Here is a 17888-nt window from a genome sequence, read left to right as displayed (position 1 = left end):
CCCACTCCAAGGAGCGACGCGCGATGCGGCTGGGCCTGAAGGCGGACAACCTCCTGGAGCGGGTCGCGGACTTCCTCAACCTGGCGCCCCAGCCCCTGGCGCACGCCTTCTTCGGGATGATGGCGTCGCGGACGCTGATGGCCGGGGCCCGGCTGGGCGTCTACGCGGCGCTGGCGGACGGCGCGGCGACGGCGGAGGCGCTGGCGGCGCGGCTCAAGACGAGCACAGAGGGGATGCGGGCGCTCCTGGAAGCGCTCATCGCCTGCGAAGTGGTGGAGCTGCACCGGGGGCGCTTCCGGCTGGCTCCCCGGGCGCGGCGGTGGTTGGACCCGCGCTCGCCGCAGTCCATCACGGCGTTCCTGGAGTTCAACTACGCGCAGTGGGACTGGTGGGGGCAGTTGGAGACCGCGGTGAAGAGCGGGCAGTCGGTGGACATCCACCAGTTCGCTCCGGACGACCCGCGCTGGCGGGACTACATCCAGGCCATGTACCAGTTGGCGCGGATGGCCTCGCCGGAGGTGGCGGCGGCCATTCCCCTGCCCCGGGGCGCGAGGCACCTGCTGGACCTGGGCGGCGCGCATGGCTGGTACGCGGCGGAGCTGTGCAGGGCGCACCGGGGGCTGAAGGCCACGGTGGTGGACCTGGAGGGCAGCGTGCGCGTGGGGCGGGACATCATCGCCCAGGCGGGGCTGTCGCACCGGGTGACGCACAAGGAAGGGGACGTGCTGACCGCGGAGCTGGGCGGGCCGTATGACGGCGTGCTGCTGTTCCAGGTGATGCACCACCTGACGCCCGCGCAGAACGTGGCGCTGCTCCGGCGCGTGCGCGGGGCCATGGTGTCCCGGGGAACGCTGGCGGTGCTGGAGTACCTGCGCGAGGAGCGGGACACGCAGAGCACGTCCGCGCCGCTCATCGGCTTGCACTACTTCCTCACGTCCGGAGCGGCGTCCTACACGCCCGCGGAGGTCGAGGGCTTCCTGGATGACGCGGGTTTCAAGGTCCAGAGCACGCGGCCCATCCGGCACCTGCCCTTGCAGACGTTGATCATCGCGCAGCCGGACTGACGGTCCCGGCGCCTGCTTGTCAGACGGTGGAGGTAACTCCACACTCCAGGCATGGCCTATGGCGCGAAACCACTCGAAGGTCCGGCGACCTTCGCTGACATCGAGGCCCTGCCCGAGGGCGTGGTGGGCGAGATCATCGATGGGACGCTGTATACGCATGCACGGCCGCGTGCCGCGCATGGCCATTTCGAGTACAGGCTTCACCGTGAGCTGGATGATGCACTCCAGTTGAGCGGTGTGGAGCCAGGTGGTTGGTGGATCATGACCGAGCCCGGCATCCGGGTGGGCGGTTCACCGGAGTTCATCCCCGACCTCGCGGGATGGCGGCGCGAACGGGTGCCCACCCTTCCCAAGGGCCAATGGACGGATGTTCCTGACTGGGCCTGCGAAATCCTGTCGCCGACCACGCGGGCCTACGACACGCGCATCAAGCGGCCGTTCTACGCGCGCATCGGCATCCAGCACCTGTGGTTCGTGGACCTGGACTCGCGCACGCTCACCGTGAGCGAGCTGCGGGACGGGCGCTGGTTGGAGATGGGCGTCTACGGTGAGTCCGACGACCTCATCCGCGCTCCGCCCTTCGAGGAGCGGGACCTGCGGCTGGGCTGGCTCTGGAAGTCCCTTCCGCCTCCGGGTTAGCGCGGCTTCGGCTTCGCCAGGGGTGGAGGCTTCGGCCTGCGCGCGGCCCGCTCGCGTTCGAGCTGCAGCTCGCGCTCGACGACCTCGCGGTGGAACTTCGCGAAGTTCACGGGCTCCATCAGGCGCCGCTCCGGGCTCGGGCCCGCGTACTCGAGGATGGCGTCGATCGCGCCCAGCGCCTCCGGGAGGAACTCCTCCTGGAGCAACACGATGGCCCGCCCCATGAGCGCGGTGGAGACCACGGTGCGCATCCTGGGGTCCGTCGACTCGCAGTAGCGCACGTCCACCTCGTCGAACGCCTCCAGCGCTTCGTCCACGTGCCCCAACCCCTGGAGCGCGAAGGCCCGCTGCACCAGGGTCACCGCCGTCTGCTCCACCAGGAACGGGGCGGTGCTCCCGTCGTATCCCTTCAGGAGCAGCTCGGACTGGCTCAGGGCCTCCTCGAACCGCTGCCCCATGTTGTGCGCGACGAGCATCGCCGTCCGCGCCATCTCCACCGGGACGCGCAGGTCGGGCCGCTGCGCGACCGCCCCGAAGCGGCTCAACATCCGCTCCAGCCAGTTCGTGCACATGCCCTCCTTGTTCAGGTCCAGCAGCACGCGGGCCCGGTACAGCATCCCCCACGCCACCCCCTCCCAGAGCTCGGGCCGGCGCGGACTCCAGAAGCGGCGCTCCACCTCGTCGAAGTGGACCAGCGCCTCGGGGAGCCGCTCCAGCTCTCCCATCGCCGCGCCTCGCAGCCCCAGCGCCCGCGCCACCTGGAGCTGGAGCGCCGGCACCTTCGACAGCGTGAAGCGCCGGTACACCTCGTCACAGAGCGCGATCGCCGCCTCCAGCTCCTCGCCCGCGCGGAGGTACGCGCGCGCCCGGTCCATCTTCTCCTTCGCCTCCACCTCCGGTGGCACCGCGCCTTCAGCGTCCGGCATCGGCACGCCCTTCATGGCCCGGCGCCAGCGGCGGCACGTCCCGGCCCTCGCCGAAGCCGAGCGCCCAGAAGCGCGGCCGCACCTCTTCCTTCAGCAGCAACCGCAGGAGCAGGTACTTCGCTTCGTCCTGGCCGTCCCACGCCATGGGGAAGGTGCCGTAGTGCATCGCCACGGACGTCCCTGAGCGCAGCACGTGGTGCGCCTTCAGCGCGTCCTCCGGCCCCATGTGCACCGGGTGCAGGACGCGCGGACGGAACGCCCCGATGGGTAGCACCGACAGGCGCATGGGCCCGAAGCGCTCCGCGATGCGGTCGAAGTGCGGCCCCAGGCCCGTGTCGCCCGCGAAGAGCACCGGGCCGCCGGACGTCTCCAGCACGTAGCCCGCCCACAGCGTCTCCTCCTGGTCCGTCAGCCCCCGGTTCGAGCGGTGCTGCGCGGGCACCGCCCAGACCTTCAATCCCTGGGGACCCCTCTTCGCGGACTGCCACCAGTCCAGCTCCTCCACGCGCTGGAAGCCCTCGTCCAGGAGCAGCTCGCGGTTGCCCAGGCCCACGAGGAAGAGCGGGTGGTGCGCGGCCTCCAGCCGCCGCAGCGTGGGCAGGTCCAGGTGGTCGTAGTGGTTGTGGCTCACCACCACGACGTCGATGGGCGGCAGGTCCTCGAAGCGGATGCCCGGGGGCCGCACGCGCTTGGGGCCCACGAAGGACACGGGGCTCGCCCGCTCCGAATAGATGGGGTCCGTCAGCACGTTCACCCCGTCCGCCTGGAGCAGCACCGTGGCGTGGTTGATGAACGTCACGCGCAGCCCGCCCGGGCCCACGCGCTCCGGCGGCTTCGGGCCCGAGGGCTCCTCCGCGTAGTCGCGCCAGGGGCCGCGCCGCTCCTCCATCACGGCCCCTATCAGCGTGAGCGGGGACAGCTTCGGCGCGTCGCCGATGTTCTGGAAGGACGCTCCGTCGAAGTGGTCCGTCACCGGGCCCCGGTGCACGGTGCCGGCGAAGCAGCCCGTGAACAGCGACAGGGCCAGCGCGGGCCAGAGCCGCGTCACTTGATGACGATGGTCCAGTCGCATTCGAAGGGCTCTCCGTCGAGGGTGGGCAGCACGTAGCGCGAAGCCTGGATGCTGGCGAGCGCCTGCGCCAGCAGGTCCGGCGGCAACGTCGCTTCCCGCACCTCGCACTGCTGGGGCACGCCGCCCTGCACCAGCCGGCACGTCACGCGCACGTGGTGCTTGCGGCCTTCGCGCCAGTGCTCGAAGGCCTCCTGGAACACGGGGTCGTCCGGAGGACCGCCGCGCACGCGCCGGGGCTCCTTCACGTGCTGGGACAGCCAGGAGCAGGCGTCCTTCACCTGTCCGTCACAGGCCTTGCCCATCAGCGACAGCGCGCGCAGCCGCTCCGGGCCTCGCGCGTTCGTGGCCAGCAGCGTGAGCGCCTGGTCGAAGCACTGCTTCGCCGTGCGCACCGTGCAGTCCTCCGAGGAGACCGGAGGGGTGCCCGCGGCGAAGGCGCCCACGGGCGCGGGGCGCATCAGGTCCTCCGCCACGCGCGCGGGGTCGCTGCGTCGCTGACCGCATGCGGACAGCAGCAACAGTGAGAGGACGAGGGAGCGCCAGGCCATGGCGCCATCGTAGACGGCCTGTGTCCAGGAAGGGATGTCCGTGGAGCGGAGCGATGGCAAGGGCACACACCCGCCACGTGTCCCGCCTGCCCGGCATCGTGTTCAGGGCAGGCCGTCGCTCATCGGGGAGGTCCTATCGGGAAGGACGGCGGCCGCGGCGCGCGGCTTCGAGTGCCTGGGCCAGGGTCCGCGTCCCGGCGCGCATGCCTTCCGGGCGCACGCCGCCGAAGCCGAAGATGAGGCCGGACTCGCGGCGTCTGCCGAGGAAGTAGTCGGAGAGGGCGGCGACCTCCACGCCCCGCCGGGCGGCTTCATCTCGGACGCGCAGGTCGGACAGCGGCGTGGCCAGGGACGCGCACACCTGCATGCCGGTGTCACAGGGGCGGGGCGTGAGGAGGCCCGAGCAGTCGGCGTTCAGGGCATCGAGCAGGGCCTCACCGCGCTCGCGATAGGCCGCGCGCATGCGGCGCAGGTGGCGGGCGAAGTGGCCCTCCGCGAGGAACACGGCGAGCGCGGCCTGCTCCAGCGTGGAGGCGGGCGCGGGCGCGGCGGCGCGCGAGGCGGAGAAGACGTCCACGAGCGAGGGCGGCACGACGAGGAAGCCCAGGCGCAGGCCGGGGAACATCGACTTGCTGAACGTGCCCACGTAGACCACGCAGCCGGCGTCATCGAGTCCCTGGAGCGCGGTGAGGGGGCGGCCGCGGTGGCGGAACACGCTGTCGTAATCGTCCTCGATGATCAGCGAGCGGGTGCGTTCGGCCCACTGGAGCAGCGCCATGCGTCGCGCCAGGCTCAGCGTGACGCCCAGCGGGTATTGGTGCGAAGGCGCCACCAGCGCGACCCGGGCCCGAGGCGCGCGAGTCAGGCCCACACCCACGTCGAGTCCGTCTCCATCCACGGGGATGGGCACCGGACGGCCTCCGGCGGAGAGCACGGCGCGACGGACGCCGGGATAGCCCGGGTCCTCCACCCAGACGGGGTCCCCCGGGTTCAGCGCGAGCCGGAGCACTTCATCGAAGGCCTGCTGGGTGCCGGCCGTGATGAAGACCTGCTCCGGGGAGCAGCGCACGCCCCGCGACACGGACACATGGGTGGCGATGGCTTCACGCAGCGGCGCATGGCCTGAAGGGTCACCGCCATCGAGCAGGCCCGTGCTCGCGCGAGCATGGACGCGAGACACCGTGCGGGCCCAGAGCGCGGTGGGGAACAGGTCCAGCGCGGGCACACCGGGCCGGAACGCGCGAGGCGCGGCCCCGAGGCGCGGAGCCCCCACAGGTGTGAACTTCAGCGTCCGCACGGAGGCAGCAAGTCGAGGCCCTCGCGAGGCACCCTGCCTCCGCGCCACGGAGCCTGGCGTCTGTGCGGCAGTGGAGAAGCGGGACCCGCGTGAAGCACCGGGCCCCCTGCCCAGGACCCGCTCCCCTGTGAGCGACGTGCGTGAGGCAGCAGGGAGCGCGGGCTCACGGCTCCGGTCCCCGGCGAGGATGGGCAGCTCGGGCGCGACGCGCGTGCAGGAGCCCGCACGGGCCACGAGGTAGCCCTCCGCCGTGAGCGCGTCCAGCGCCTGGAGGACGGTGCTGCGGGCCACCTCCAGCTCGGTGGCGAGCTGACGAGAGGACGGCAGCCGCAGCCCGGGTGCCAGCGCCCCCGCGAGGATGCGCGCACGAATCCCCTCGAAGAGCTGCTCATGGAGCGGCGTGGGACTCCGCGAATCGAGCCGCAGGAGGAGCGAGGAGGCGACGCCGTGGGAGGTCTTCAAACTGGTATGGCCGATTCTGGCGGAAGTGGTCTTCATGACCCTACCAGTTCCCTGGCAAGGATGGCCTCCGCCCCCGCACCCCGGAAGCCCCTCATGCCGTCCTCTTGTTGCTCAGTCCTCGAACTGCGCCAGTACACGCTGCATCCCGGTCAGCGGGACGTCCTCATCTCGCTGTTCGACCGGGCCTTCATCGAGTCGCAGGAAGCCACCGGCATGCACCTCATCGGTCAGTTCCGCGACGAGGACCGTCCGGACCGGTTCGTGTGGCTGCGAGGCTTCCGCGACATGGCCTCACGGCGCGAGGCGCTGAGCGCGTTCTACGGCAGCCCGGTGTGGAAGGAGCACCGGAGCGCCGCGAACGTGACCATGCAGGACTCCGACAACGTCCTGCTCCTGAGGCCGGTGCGCTCGGACACGGGCCTCGCGCATCCAGGCACGCCTCGACCCGCGCCGGAGACGGACACGCGTCCGGATTCCCGGGTGGTGGTGACGGTCTGCTACCTGAAGGCTCCCGCGGAGAACACGTTCCCGGCCCTGCCCGTACGCACGGGCGAGCACGTCTTCGCGTGGCTCACCGTGTTCCCGGATGCGGCGCGCCACCGCGAACACCTACGACGCCGGGCCACCGCGAAGAACTGGTCGGAGCCACTCCAACCGTGGCTGAGCGCGCCGGTTGAACACCTGACGCTGTCCCCCACCGCGCGCTCCGAGCTGCGCTGAAAGGACCCGCACCATGAAGCCCCTTCCCCCCTTGCCCACGGGCGACGTGCACGACTTCGACTTCCTCATGGGCGAATGGACGTGCGTGAACCGGAAGCTCCAGCAACGGCTGACAGGCAGCGACGACTGGGACGTGTTCACGTCCAGGATGCGCTGCCAACCCCACCTGGGCGGCCTGTCCAACGTCGAGGAGACCGTCTTCGAGCGGGGCTTCTCCGGCATGGCGCTGCGCCTGTTCGACGTGCGCGAGCGCCGCTGGTCCATCCACTGGATCGACAGCCGCCACGCGGTGCTCCAGCCCCCCGTGCACGGAGGCTTCACCGGCGACCACGGCCGCTTCTACGGCGAGGACACCGAAGGAGGCCACCCGGTCCAGGTCATGTTCAATTGGACCCGCCTGGGCAACGACCGGGCCCGGTGGGAGCAGGCCTTCTCGCTCGACGGAGAGACCTGGGAGACCAACTGGGTGATGGAGTTCACCCGAACGACGGCCACCGGCTGAACACCTCCGTGGCTGGACCTCCCACACGCACGTCCGCTTGAATGCGTTCATGCGCCGACTGATTGCCGCTGTCCCGCTGTTCGCCCTGGCTGGCTGTTCCTACGTGGGAGTCGGCACGACGCCCAGGAGCCGGTTCTCCGCCGCGCCCGCTGTCTCCAGGCCCGTGGTCATCCAGGTGGGCAAGTCAGAGTCCCCTCCCCTCGAAGCCCCCAAGGCGGAGGAGGAGAAGCCCTCCACCGCCGAGGCCTCCGACGACCCCGGCGCGACGCAGTAGCGGCTCGCGGGATTGTGAACGGACCGGCGCGGAATCGGTTCGACAGGCCTTGGCGCCTCAGGAACCATCCGCGCTCCGCCCGTGCTCCGGAGCCTCCCGATGAAGCCCCACGTCATCTGCCACATGGTCTCGTCCATCGACGGGCGCATCGTCGTCAAGCACTGGCCCGACCCGGCGTCGCTGCGCGGTGAATACGAGCGCACCGCCGACACCTTCGACGCGGACGCCTGGATGTGCGGCCGCATCACCATGGAGGACTTCGCCGCGGAAGGCGCCGTGTTCAAGCCCGCTCCGGCTACTCCCCTGCCCCGCACGGACTTCGTCGCTCGCAAGGACGCGGAGTCCTACGCCATCGCCCTGGATGCCCACGGCAAGCTGAGCTGGGAGTCCGGCGCCATCGACGAGGACCACCTCGTCGTCGTGCTCACCGAGTCCGTCTCCGACGCGCACCTCGCCCACCTGCGCGAGCGTGGCGTCTCCTATGTCTTCGGCGGCACGCAGGACATCGACTTCGCCCACGTGCTGGAGAAGCTCGGAGACACCTTCGGCATCCAGACCGTGCTGCTGGAGGGCGGCGGCGGCATCAATGGCGCGTTCCTCGCCGCGGGCCTCATCGACGAGGTGAGCCTCCTCGTGCACCCCACCGCCGATGGCCTGCCCGGCACTCCGACCGTCTTCGACCGCCCCCAGGGCTCCACCGGCGCGGGCGCCGCGCTGGAGCTCACCCACGTGGAGCGCCGCGACTCCGGCATCGTGTGGCTCCGGTACCGCGTGCGGCGCTGAGCCTCTTCCCCGTGCCCCCGCGGCCCTGACAACGGCTCAGGGCGCGCGCAGCAGCGTGGCGGACTCGTAGAGGCTCTGCTGCTGGAAGACGCCCGCGGCGGAGGTGTCCTTCTCCAGCTTGTCCTGCACGCCCTTCGGCAACTGCGCGTAGAGGTCCTGGCCCAGCAATCCTTCCAACTGGTCCACCGGCACGCGCGACTGCTGGAGCAGCGGGAGGATGTCCTCCTTCTTGGACGGGCCCTCCTTCGCGTTGGGCACCATGTACGCGAACATCGACAGGTTGCCGTTGGGCAGCTCCAGCAGGACCGTCTTGAAGTTGTGCGTGGGGACCGCGATCTGCCGGTCGGCCTTCGAGCCCGTCGTCTGGATGGACTCCGGCGGCAGCGGCTTGCCCTTGTCATCCAGGTACAGGTTGCCCGTGACGATGTAGGCCTTGCCGCCGGTCTCCTTCACCATCTCGGACACGCCGCGCTCCAGCGTGCGCCACACCTGCTGGTTGTGGTTGCCGTGCTGGGGCGCGATGTTGCTCATGTAGTGGCTCTCGTTCATCGCCGCCTGCGTGGGCGAGTCCTCGGCCGGCTTCATGTGCCCCCGGTCGAAACCGGTGTTGTTGTAGTCGGAGTCCACCACGCCGCCCTGCTTCAGCTCCGGGTCGCGCACGAAGGTGCTGTCCAGCCGGCTGACGTCCGCGGGCGTCTCCTTCACGTCCGCCGCGGACAGCAGGTAGCTCACGAACGTGGGCACGTTCTTGTCCGTGTCCATCAGTGTGCGCGAGTACTCCTTCACCATGTTCAGGCCGGGCGTCGCGCCGCTGCCGCCCACGCCCTGGAGCGGATCCACCTCGCCGGCCACTTCCGCCACGCGGCTCTGGAAGGCGGCCATCTGCTGGTCGGGCACCCACTGCGTGTTCGCGGCCGTGCCCGTGCCCTTGGCCTGGTTCGCCTTGGACGCGTTGATGTAGGCCGTCAGCTCGTCCGCGGAGAGTTCCCCGTCGCCGTTGCCGCCCAGGAGGTCCGCGCGCTTCGCCACGGACTGCTGCCAGGGGCTGTCGAAGCTGTCCACCTTCGCGGACTGCGCGCCGCCCTGGAGCTTCGCGTCGAGCGCCGCGCGCTGCTGCTGGAGCGCCGTGGACGTGAGGAACTGCGCGTCCGCGGGCGCGGAGAGGTACGACTCCAGCTCCGCCGCGGACACCTGGCCGTTCGAGGCCCGGCTCCCGTCAGCGCCCTCGTCCGCCGCGTGCAGCAGGCGCCCCTGCCAGCTCTCATCCGTCCAGCCGAACTTCTGCTGGAGGTCGGAGATGGCCACCTCCTTGGTGGCGGAGCGCTTCCAACTGCCCCCCGTGGGCGCCACGACATGGGACGCGGGCGCATTGACGGGGAGGTCCGCCCCGGCGGGCACCGCGGTGTTCGCGGGCGCGGCGGTGGGGGCGGCGGCATTCGCGGGCGTGGGACGCGGGGTGGAGATTCCCGTCGGGATTCGCAGCGACATGCGGTGAAAGTCCTCGGAGCCGGCGGGGGAGACGATCAGGGAGGGCCCCTCCCCTCCATCGTCGGAGTGACCCGGCGCCCGGTTGCGTCACCCCGCCTTTTTTCTCAGGGAGCAGGGCGTTTTTCGGTCCGGCTGGACCCGGCTGTCACTTAATGCCGGACTTGGAGGGGGGCGGAGGGTGGTGTCCGTCGGGCCGGGCGTGCTGGACGGCGTGGACGATGCGGGCTTCGGCCTGGAGTTTTTCGACCACGGCGGCAGGCAGGCGGGCGCGCTCGGCGGCGACGGCGAGGGTGATCAGGAAGGCCTCGCTGACGGGCCCCTGCGTGGAGGCGTTGCGCGCGGCGGGGGTGAAGGCGTGGGCGTCCACGACGGTGCCGGAGGCGGTGCGCACCTTCACCGGGCGCTCCTCGGTGGCCAGGGCGAGCGCGGTCTCCAGGCGGGCGAGGACGGGCCAGGACTCGGTGGCGACGGGGCGCAGGCGCCCGGACAGCCGGTGTCCGGGAGCATCCACCAGGCGTGCGACCCGGCCGCCCCAGTTGGGCACGTGCACGTCGTAGACGACGTCCACGTCCAGGGCCTCGGCGAGCTCGCCCTCGGGGAAGTCGGGCACGGGGGGCAGGCCGTGCAGGTGCCGGCTCGCCGCGGCCGGAGCCAGGTCGAGGGAGAACGCGAACCAGGGACGTGAAGCCGCGGGGCCAGATGCCATGGGGACGAGTGTCCCCGGCGCGCGGCGGTGGAACAAGGGCCAGGCCGTGCGGATCCGCGTCCGGGTCAGCTCACCACGGCGGCGAGGATGCGCTCGAAGAGCCAGGGGGCGCGGCCCAGGAGGCGCACCACGGGCCTGCGCAGACGCGGGCGGCGCGCGAGCAGCAGCAGGCCGTGCGTGGTCCAGGAGTACTTGCGGAACACCTGCTGGAAGGTGCGCTCGTAGGGCAGCAGCGTGTCGCGGCCCGCGCCCTTCGCCAGAGCGTCCGGGAGCAGCGCGCCCAGGGACTCCGCGCAGGCGAAGGCGAGCGTGAGCCCTTCGCCGGTCAGCGCGTCCACGTAGCCGGCGGCATCACCGACGAGGGCGAAGCGATCCGCGATGCGCGTTCGGGCCACGCGGGCCAGGGGGCCAGCGCCGCGCGGCTGGGAGTCCGGCTCCGCGCCGGTGAGCTGTTCCGCCAGCCGGGGGAAGCGCTCCAGCATCGCGTCGAAGCCCACGCGGCCCGGCACCGTGCCGTCCTCCCAGAGGAACGCGATGCCCACACGCTCCGCTCCAGCGGGCGTCACGTAGGCCTCGACGCCGGAGGCGAAGTGCACCTCCACGTAGGGGGTCCACGGCGCGCGCCGGAAGTGGCGCCGCAGTCCGTAGCGCCTGGGCATGTCCTGCTCCACGTCCAGGCCCTCGGCCTTGCGCAGCGGTGAGTTCAAGCCGTCCGCCGCGACGAGGAAGCGCGCGGACACGCGGCCCACGGGCGTCTCCAGCGTGACCCCGTCCGGCGTGCGCACGTGCGAGACGACGTGCGTGTGCTCGCGCAGGTCCACGCCCACTTCGCGCGCACGGGTCGCCAGCGCATTCGACAGGGCCAGCCTGCGGACGCCCAGCCCACCGGGCGCGGGCAGCAATCCCTCCGCCGTGCTGCCGTCCTCCTGCACATAACGGATGCCCACGAAGGGCGAACTGTCACTCCGGTCCAGGTGCGCGAGCGCGCCCAGCCGCTCCAGCGCCGCGAGGCCGGAGGGCATCAGGCCTTCACCGCACGCCTTGTCCACGGGCGCGGATGCGCGCTCCACCACCACCGTGTCCAGCCCACGCAGGGCCGCCGTGATGGCCACCGCGAGCCCGGCAGGGCCTCCGCCCACCACGACCACGTCATGCGGCTTCACGTGCATGGGCCTCGCCGGGTCGCAGGGCGCGGCAAACCAGAACAAGTCCCACGTGGCATCAGCGTAAGACGTGCCCTGCTCCGAGCGTTCCTGGCCTCGCGCACCAGAGAGGTCATGCGGAGCGCTGCATCGAGGCGCATCCCGCCCAGAGCGGTCCGTGCCCCGTGCACCGAGGCAATCACGCGAGCACCGCCACGCTCACGAGTCGTGCTCCGCGCGCACCATCGCCAGCGCGCTCTTCGCCATCTCCACCGCGAGCCCCACCGCGCCCACCTTCTTCGGCGCCGTCAGCTCTCCGGCCAGATAGCGCCGCAACGCCTCGCGCCTTCGCAGCTTGCCGCTGGACGTGCGCGGCAGCGTGCCCGGCTCCAGCAGCCTCACCGTGTGCGGCTGCACGCCCGTCGCCTCCACCACCGCGGCGCGGATGTCCGCCTCCACCGACGCCACGTCCGCGCCCCGCTCCGCGCGCTCGGCCAGGATGAGCAACGCCTCGTCCTGGCCGCCCTCGGGCGTGAAGCCCAGCGCCACCGCGCAGCCCGTGCGCACGCCTTCCACCTTGAGCAGCGGATCCTCGAAGGCCTGCGGCGCGTGGTTCGCGCCCCGGATGATGACCAGGTCCTTCGCGCGGCCCGTCAGGTACAGCTCCCCGTCCGCGCTGAAGCCCAGGTCTCCCGTGTCCAGCCAGCCCTCGGCCACCAGCGCCCTCGACGTCGCCTCCGCGTCCTCGAAGTAGCCGTGCATCACCGACGGCCCCTTCGCGAACACGCGCCCCACCTGACGCTCCGGCAGCACCGCGCCGTCCTCACCGCGCACCTGCACCTCGAAGCCCGCCACCGGCGCGCCCACGCTCACCAGCGTCCGCGCCCCGTCACGCGCCTGCCCCTCGCGCGCCAGCACGTCCGCGTCCACGCCCAGCTCGCGCGGCCCCCGGCCCGCGGGCGGGAACGTCACCGCCAGCGCCGCCTCCGACAGGCCATACACCGGCCGCAGCGCCCTCGCGGAGAAGCCCCACTTCTCGAACCGCTCCGCGAAGCGGCGCAGCGTGTCCGCGGACACCGGCTCCGCGCCGTTGAGCGCGTGCAGCCACCCGGACAGGTCCACGCCCTGCAGGTCCGCGTCCTTCACCCGCTTCAAGCACAACCCGTAGGCGAAGTTCGGCGCGGGCGACACGAAGCCCCGGTGCCGCGACAGCGCGCGCAGCCACAGCGCCGGCTTCACCAGGAATGTCTCCGGCGGAATCAGCACCAGGCTGCCCGGGTAGTACAGCGCCGCGAGCACACAGCCGATGAGCCCCATGTCGTGGTACAGCGGCAGCCAGCTCACGCCCACCGGCATCACGCCCGGCGCCAACGGCATCGCCGCCTCCAGCGCCGCCACCTGCGCCACCAGCGCCCCGTGCGTCAGCGCCACCGGCTTCGGCTCCACCGTGGAGCCGGAGGAGAACTGGATGAGCCCCAGCGCGTCGGGCTCCACCTCCACCTCCAGGTCCTCGTCGCCGTGCAGCACCGCGTCCACCGTGTGACAGCCCAGCCTCGGCCGCGCCAGCGCCATGCTCGGACCCAGCAGCAGCCGCACGCGCGTGTCCGTCAGCACCACCACCGCGCCCGTCAACTGGAGCATCCGCGCCGTCGAGCGGTGGTACTCGTCCAGCCGCCCCAGCCGCACCGGCGGATACAGCGGCACCGGCACCGCGCCCGCCAGGAGCGCGCCGAAGTACGCATCCATGAACGCGGGCGACGTGGGCAACAACACCGCCACCCGGTCCCCCGGGCGCACGCCCAGCCGCGCCAGCCCCGCCGCCGCGCGCTTCGCCCGCCGGTAGACCTGGGCCCACGGCAGGGACGTCTCGTGCTCGGCGGCGTCCACGAACACCAGCCCCAGCGACGTGCGCGACGTCGCCTTCAGCATCGCGTTCACCGTGGCGTGCTTCAGCGCCGGCAGCGGCGGCCCCTTCACGGGTGCGCTCCCGCGTCCGGCTTCGCGGCCTCGACCCGCGCCGCCACCAGCCGCGCCAGGTCCTCCACCGTCCGCACGCCCTGCGCGTCCTCCTCCGACAGGAGCACCCGGAAGCGGTTCTCCAGCCCCACCGCCAGCACCGTCAGCCCCAGGCTGTCCAGTTGCAGGTCGCGCAAGAGGTCGTGCGCGGGCTCCACCGCGCCCTCGAACTCCAGCTCCTCGCGGGCGATGCGGCGGATCTCCGCCACCGCCTCCGTCACGATGTCAGCCACGGCGAACCTCCGGAATGAAGCGGGGACGGTGGGCGAAGGCCTCGGAGTACATCGCCCCGAGCGCCGCCTCCTCCGCGCGGATGCGCACATAGAGCAGCGCCGCGTTGCCCACCGTGAACACCACCGCCGTCACCCACGCTCCGTGGATGAGCGGCACGCAGAACAGCTCCAACACCACCGCCACGTAGTTCGGATGCCGCAGGAACCGGTACGGCCCGCCCGTCACCGGCGCCAGCCCCGGCACCACGATGATGCGCGAGTTCCACCGGTCGCCCAGCGTCCCGATGGCCCAGTACCGCAGCCCCTGCGCCACCGCCGCGCCCACCAGCGCCGCCCAGCTCCACGCGCCCCAGAAGGGCCGCTGGAGGCCGAACACCTCCGCCACGCACGCGACGAGGAACAGCGTGTGGAACACCACCATGAACCGGTAGTGCCCCTGCCCCGTCTCCACCCCGCCCCGCGCGAAGGCCCGCGCCGCGTTGCGCTTGGAGAGCACCAGCTCCAGCAGCCGCTCCGCGACGAGCAGCCCCATGAAGCCCGCGAACAACGCCTGCGTCCCGGTCACCATCGCACCAGCACCATCTCCGCGCAGAAGCCCGGACCCATGGCCATCACCACGCCCCAGTCGCCCGGCTTCGCGTCCACCTCCTCCAGCGTCTCCCCCAGCACGAAGAGCACCGACGCGCTGGACAGGTTGCCCACCTGCTTGAGCGACCGCCACGAGCGCTCCAGCGCGCCGGGCGCCAGCTCCAGCGCGGACTCGAAGCCCTCCAGCACCTTGGGCCCGCCGGTGTGCGCCACCCAGTGCTTCACGTCCTTGAGCACAAGCCCGTGCTCCGCGAGGAAGCCCTCCACGTTGCCCCGGATGTGCTCCTTCACCAACTGCGGCACCTTCGCGGACAGCACCACCTTGAAGCCCGTGTCCACCACGTCCCAGCCCATCACCCGCTCGGTGTCCGGGTAGAACACCGACCGCGAGCCCACCACACGAGGACCCGTGGCTGGTGCCTCCGCGCCCCGCAGCACCACGCACGCCGCGCCGTCACCGAAGAGGCCGGAGGCGATGATGTTGGGGATGGACAGGTCCTCGCGCTGGAGCGTGAGCGAGCACAGCTCCGTGGCGATGAGCAGCGCCGTCTGCTTCGGGAACGCGCGCAGGTAGTCCGCCGCGCGCGCCAGGCCCGCCGCGCCCGCCACGCAGCCCAGGCCGAAGAGGGGCGTGCGCTTCACGTCCTCGCGCAGGCCCATCCGGTTGACCAGCCTCGCGTCCACGCTGGGCGTGGCGATGCCCGTCACCGTGACGAAGAAGACGTGGTCCACGTCCTTCGGCGTGAGCCCCGCGCGCGACAGCGCCTGGCGCGCCACCTTCTCCGACAGCTCCGTGGCCACGCGGATCCACGCGTCGTTGCGCTGCTGGAACGTCGTGAGCGCCGGGTACTCCTCCAAGGGCAGCGCCAGGTGCCGGCCGCCCACCTGCACGTTGCGGTGCAGGTCCTCCAGTCGCTCCAGGTTGAAGTGCTTCGTCGCCCACAGGTCGCGCAGCGCCGCGATGAGCTGCTCCTGGCTGGCGTAGTGCGGGGGGAGCGCGCGTCCCACCGCGCTCAACGAAGGGGATGGCGCGGGGTCGTGACGGGTCGTGCTGGGCATGAAGTCCTGGAGGGTCCCACCCGGGGAGCCGGTTCCCCAGGCTTAATCCCCCGCAGGGCCAGATGCGATGGAGTATCGCGGGACCTGCACGCCCTTGAACCCCGCCGGCGGCCCACACTGTTGCACACGCGACGACTCACCGCCGCGGCCCTCTCTGCCAACTGGACGTCTTCCGTTGGCCGCCGCGTCCGATCAGGTCTCCTCGTCGGGGAGGAGCGTCCGGAGTAGCTCATCGTCAGGACCGAGCGGGCGCCAGCCAGCGGGCGGTGGGTTGGCAAGAAGAGCGTCGCCGACCCGCCTGACACGTTCTTTTTGCGTTTCTGGCGTAAAGCCGGACCATAAGCCGAGTGCCTTGGCGACCTTGAAGCGGTTGGCATCGTCGAGCACGCCCGGCCAACCCCTGGGTAGACACTCCGCCAGTTCACGCACGAGCTGTCCGCGAACCAAGCGCGTGAGCTGCTTGCTCCGCTCCGCCTCGGCAACGAGTCCGCTGAACACCTGCACCCCGGCGATCTCGCCCTCACCTAGCTCCGCGGCAAGCTTCACCAGCGAGGCGGTCGGGTGCGCTTCAGCAAAGGCAGTCAGGGAATCATAGCCACGCTCGCGAACCCTCTCGTACAAGCGGGCCCTCCAGTTGCCGTCCCATGGATGTCTGGCGGTCATCGGCTTCTCCCTGGGACAAAACTCATCGGGATGTAGTAGCGCTCCATGGTCGCTGCGACGATGTCCAGGACCTCGTTTCTGGTCAACATCCGGCCGGTCTTGGTCTCCGCGTCGTGCAGTATCTCCATGATCATCCGGTTCCACTCACCGGGCCAGGTGCGGCCCAGCTTCCAGTTCCCGCCACCGTGAATCGCTTCGTGGTGGGCCTGCTCCATCCGGACGCAGAACTGGTCGATGTCCATGTCGCCCTTGAAGCCGCGCTGCTCGAACCAGTCGCGGTTCTCTTGCGGCAGCACGTGGTGTTTCGGGGCGTCAGACATGCCCGCCCCTGCTCTGCCCGTCACCTGCATGCCGCGCACCTCCGGACTGTCCCCCAGCGCATCGCGTACGCCCTTGGGGAGGTCCTGATGCGCCTGGGCCATCATGACCTGTCCGCCCTGGATGAGGACGGTCGCGCTGGCGGCGGAACTGGAGATGACGCCCGCCTGCACGAGCCTTCGCATCATCTCCATCCACTCGGCGGAGACCACCATCCGCGAGCCCACCATGACTCCGCCCGAGCTCATCACGAGGCCCATGCCGAGCGTCGCGGGGGCCGAGGGCGGCACCCGTGGCAGGGACAGCTTCATCGTGGAAATCATGGTGACCATCTCCACTGCCTGCATCGCCGCGAGGACCTGCCCGCCGAGCTTCATGGTCGCGCGGGTCTCCCGCTGGAGCGTGTCGAACTCGCGGGTCAGCTTCCCCATCAGTTCGGGCATCGCGGTCGTCGCCGCCTCCACCCGCTCCGGGTCCAGTGAGGCCAGGTCTGTCAGCGTGGGCTCCATCAGCCCCTGCACGCGATGCAGGTCCGTGAAGAGCTTCTCTGCGCTGCACATGGGGCAGTTTCGGAGCACGGCGTCCGCGAGGTGCAGGAAGTCCACCCAGGTGGCCAGGAGGAGGGTTCCGAATTGGGCGGCCTGGAGCTTCGGCCCCGTCATGCGCAGCAGGCCCAACTCCATGTCCGTGTCGCCGACTTCCGTGGCCACCTCCGTCAACGCGGTGGCGCTCCCAAGCGCGCCATGGAGCCACGTCACCTGCCTGGCCCCATGGTCGAGGTAGCGCGTGAAGACGCCGGTGAGGCTCCAGCCCCAGGGGTCTGCAGGACGGGCCGCCAGCTTCGTGAATGCAGCCTCGATGCTGCGCAGGGAACCCTTCACTTCGTCCGTGGCGTCGAGAACCGCCTGCCGCGTCGACGCAGCGCTCCGAGCCCCGCCCCCAACAGTGCCCTCCCTGCCGATGTCTCCCACGGCTGTCACGTCGTCACGCGGCGGCTGGCGACGCAGGAGACGCTGCTGGGGCCCGGAGATGGCGCGTGGGCGAAAGGCCCGGGCCTGCGGGGGCTCATCGCGCGGAGTCTCCACCCACGCGGGCAAGGAGTCCTCTCGCGGCGCGTAGCTCAAGCTCCGGCCACGCCCAGGCGCTTGCGACATGGAGGCGCATCCCGCGGTCATCAGCACCAGGGCCAGCAAGAGGGCGTCAGCGCGCATCGTCCAACCCCAGGCCCACCGAGGCGAACGCCCCCGGCCGCAGCGTCCCCTCCGGCGTGGGGAACAGCAGCGTGCCGCCCGTCCCCATCGCGTAGAGCTGCCCGCCCAAGAATCGCCAGCGGACCTCGGCGGACCCCAGGTAGCGCGCCCCTGGCTGTCCCATGCCCACGCCCAGCC

At 71.3% G+C, this 17888-nt stretch carries 19 protein-coding genes and 1 pseudogene; 6 read left to right on the top strand and 14 right to left on the bottom strand.

Translation table 11 applies throughout. The annotated features are described in order from the left end of the window. Window positions 1-23 precede the first annotated feature (23 nt). Window positions 24-1064 carry a class I SAM-dependent methyltransferase gene (locus K8612_RS29955; RefSeq protein WP_223764776.1) on the top strand — a complete coding sequence of 347 codons (1041 nt, stop codon included), beginning with the start codon at window positions 24-26 and terminating at the stop codon, window positions 1062-1064. 51 nt (window positions 1065-1115) lie between these two features. Continuing rightward, window positions 1116-1703, top strand: a complete 588-nt coding sequence (locus K8612_RS29950; protein ID WP_223764775.1) for a Uma2 family endonuclease — start codon at window positions 1116-1118, stop codon at window positions 1701-1703. Here K8612_RS29950 and K8612_RS29945 read toward each other — a convergent pair. The 4 genes from K8612_RS29945 to K8612_RS29930 all read right to left on the bottom strand — a co-directional run bounded on the left by K8612_RS29945 (window position 1700) and on the right by K8612_RS29930 (window position 6008). After that, on the bottom strand, window positions 1700-2644 hold the full coding sequence (locus K8612_RS29945; RefSeq protein ID WP_223764774.1) for a hypothetical protein: 945 nt from the start codon (window positions 2642-2644) through the stop codon (window positions 1700-1702). The two genes, K8612_RS29950 and K8612_RS29945, sit on opposite strands and share 4 nt — an antisense overlap. After that, complete coding sequence (locus K8612_RS29940; protein WP_223764773.1) at window positions 2616-3701, bottom strand: MBL fold metallo-hydrolase; 1086 nt, start codon at window positions 3699-3701, stop codon at window positions 2616-2618. The genes K8612_RS29945 and K8612_RS29940 overlap by 29 nt, the downstream gene beginning before the upstream one ends. Continuing rightward, complete coding sequence (locus K8612_RS29935) at window positions 3674-4249, bottom strand: hypothetical protein (protein ID WP_223764772.1); 576 nt, start codon at window positions 4247-4249, stop codon at window positions 3674-3676. Before K8612_RS29935 ends, K8612_RS29940 begins: the two co-directional genes overlap by 28 nt. A gap of 133 nt (window positions 4250-4382) precedes the next feature. Further along, complete coding sequence (locus tag K8612_RS29930; RefSeq protein ID WP_223764771.1) at window positions 4383-6008, bottom strand: PLP-dependent aminotransferase family protein; 1626 nt, start codon at window positions 6006-6008, stop codon at window positions 4383-4385. A gap of 93 nt (window positions 6009-6101) precedes the next feature. On the opposite strand from K8612_RS29930, the gene K8612_RS29925 reads away from it, so the two are divergent. From K8612_RS29925 to K8612_RS29910, 4 genes are all read left to right on the top strand, one after another. Next, window positions 6102-6728: an NIPSNAP family protein gene (locus K8612_RS29925; RefSeq protein WP_223764770.1), complete on the top strand. Its 627-nt coding sequence runs from the start codon at window positions 6102-6104 to the stop codon at window positions 6726-6728. A 13-nt stretch (window positions 6729-6741) separates the two neighbouring features. Continuing rightward, window positions 6742-7230, top strand: coding sequence for a hypothetical protein (locus K8612_RS29920; protein ID WP_223764769.1), 489 nt, complete (start codon window positions 6742-6744; stop codon window positions 7228-7230). Between the two features lie 49 nt (window positions 7231-7279). Continuing rightward, a complete protein-coding gene (locus K8612_RS29915; RefSeq protein ID WP_147439601.1) occupies window positions 7280-7504 on the top strand; it encodes a hypothetical protein in 225 nt (74 codons plus the stop codon). Window positions 7505-7603: 99 nt separating this feature from the next. Next, complete coding sequence (locus tag K8612_RS29910) at window positions 7604-8287, top strand: RibD family protein (RefSeq protein WP_223764768.1); 684 nt, start codon at window positions 7604-7606, stop codon at window positions 8285-8287. A 36-nt stretch (window positions 8288-8323) separates the two neighbouring features. Here the strand turns inward: K8612_RS29910 and K8612_RS29905 are convergent, their stop codons facing one another. The 10 genes and pseudogenes from K8612_RS29905 to K8612_RS29860 form a co-directional block, all read right to left on the bottom strand. Then, complete coding sequence (locus K8612_RS29905; protein WP_223764767.1) at window positions 8324-9775, bottom strand: DNA/RNA non-specific endonuclease; 1452 nt, start codon at window positions 9773-9775, stop codon at window positions 8324-8326. Window positions 9776-9920: 145 nt separating this feature from the next. Then, entirely contained in the window at window positions 9921-10481 is a 561-nt protein-coding gene (locus K8612_RS29900) for a gamma-glutamylcyclotransferase (RefSeq protein WP_223744827.1), read from the bottom strand. Window positions 10482-10546: 65 nt separating this feature from the next. Further along, window positions 10547-11644, bottom strand: coding sequence for an NAD(P)/FAD-dependent oxidoreductase (locus K8612_RS29895; RefSeq protein ID WP_223764766.1), 1098 nt, complete (start codon window positions 11642-11644; stop codon window positions 10547-10549). Between the two features lie 198 nt (window positions 11645-11842). Beyond that, entirely contained in the window at window positions 11843-13600 is a 1758-nt protein-coding gene (locus tag K8612_RS29890) for a fatty acyl-AMP ligase (RefSeq protein ID WP_223744825.1), read from the bottom strand. Next, the gene (locus K8612_RS29885) at window positions 13597-13872 is read right to left on the bottom strand and encodes an acyl carrier protein (RefSeq protein ID WP_223744824.1); all 276 of its coding nucleotides are present in this window, start codon (window positions 13870-13872) and stop codon (window positions 13597-13599) included. The genes K8612_RS29890 and K8612_RS29885 overlap by 4 nt, the downstream gene beginning before the upstream one ends. Further along, complete coding sequence (locus K8612_RS29880) at window positions 13865-14440, bottom strand: isoprenylcysteine carboxyl methyltransferase family protein (RefSeq protein ID WP_223744823.1); 576 nt, start codon at window positions 14438-14440, stop codon at window positions 13865-13867. The genes K8612_RS29885 and K8612_RS29880 overlap by 8 nt, the downstream gene beginning before the upstream one ends. Further along, complete coding sequence (locus K8612_RS29875) at window positions 14434-15519, bottom strand: type III polyketide synthase (protein ID WP_223764765.1); 1086 nt, start codon at window positions 15517-15519, stop codon at window positions 14434-14436. The genes K8612_RS29880 and K8612_RS29875 overlap by 7 nt, the downstream gene beginning before the upstream one ends. A gap of 192 nt (window positions 15520-15711) precedes the next feature. Next, complete coding sequence (locus K8612_RS29870) at window positions 15712-16182, bottom strand: NUDIX hydrolase (protein WP_223764764.1); 471 nt, start codon at window positions 16180-16182, stop codon at window positions 15712-15714. Further along, window positions 16179-17381 (bottom strand): DUF2380 domain-containing protein, encoded by a 1203-nt coding sequence (locus K8612_RS39650; protein ID WP_223764763.1) that lies wholly within the window; start codon window positions 17379-17381, stop codon window positions 16179-16181. The genes K8612_RS29870 and K8612_RS39650 overlap by 4 nt, the downstream gene beginning before the upstream one ends. A 319-nt stretch (window positions 17382-17700) precedes the next feature. Then, window positions 17701-17888, bottom strand: a pseudogene (locus tag K8612_RS29860) (hypothetical protein); the annotation flags it as partial.

Origin of the sequence: Corallococcus sp. AS-1-6 (assembly GCF_020037015.1) — a bacterium.
Taxonomy (GTDB): domain Bacteria; phylum Myxococcota; class Myxococcia; order Myxococcales; family Myxococcaceae; genus Corallococcus.
Note: the sequence above shows the minus strand (reverse complement) of the source record. Positions and strands in the feature narration are given on the sequence as shown.

Coding starts and splice junctions, on each gene's coding strand:
- K8612_RS29935 (WP_223764772.1), bottom strand. CDS start 4,249: ATGGCCTGGCGCTCCCTCGTCCTCTCACTGTTGCTGCTGTCCGCATGC.
- K8612_RS29955 (WP_223764776.1), top strand. CDS start 24: ATGCGGCTGGGCCTGAAGGCGGACAACCTCCTGGAGCGGGTCGCGGAC.
- K8612_RS29945 (WP_223764774.1), bottom strand. CDS start 2,644: ATGAAGGGCGTGCCGATGCCGGACGCTGAAGGCGCGGTGCCACCGGAG.
- K8612_RS29875 (WP_223764765.1), bottom strand. CDS start 15,519: ATGCCCAGCACGACCCGTCACGACCCCGCGCCATCCCCTTCGTTGAGC.
- K8612_RS29900 (WP_223744827.1), bottom strand. CDS start 10,481: ATGGCATCTGGCCCCGCGGCTTCACGTCCCTGGTTCGCGTTCTCCCTC.
- K8612_RS29910 (WP_223764768.1), top strand. CDS start 7,604: ATGAAGCCCCACGTCATCTGCCACATGGTCTCGTCCATCGACGGGCGC.
- K8612_RS29915 (WP_147439601.1), top strand. CDS start 7,280: ATGCGCCGACTGATTGCCGCTGTCCCGCTGTTCGCCCTGGCTGGCTGT.
- K8612_RS29905 (WP_223764767.1), bottom strand. CDS start 9,775: ATGTCGCTGCGAATCCCGACGGGAATCTCCACCCCGCGTCCCACGCCC.
- K8612_RS29920 (WP_223764769.1), top strand. CDS start 6,742: ATGAAGCCCCTTCCCCCCTTGCCCACGGGCGACGTGCACGACTTCGAC.
- K8612_RS29940 (WP_223764773.1), bottom strand. CDS start 3,701: ATGCGACTGGACCATCGTCATCAAGTGACGCGGCTCTGGCCCGCGCTG.
- K8612_RS29870 (WP_223764764.1), bottom strand. CDS start 16,182: ATGACCGCCAGACATCCATGGGACGGCAACTGGAGGGCCCGCTTGTAC.
- K8612_RS29925 (WP_223764770.1), top strand. CDS start 6,102: ATGCCGTCCTCTTGTTGCTCAGTCCTCGAACTGCGCCAGTACACGCTG.
- K8612_RS29950 (WP_223764775.1), top strand. CDS start 1,116: ATGGCCTATGGCGCGAAACCACTCGAAGGTCCGGCGACCTTCGCTGAC.
- K8612_RS29880 (WP_223744823.1), bottom strand. CDS start 14,440: ATGGTGACCGGGACGCAGGCGTTGTTCGCGGGCTTCATGGGGCTGCTC.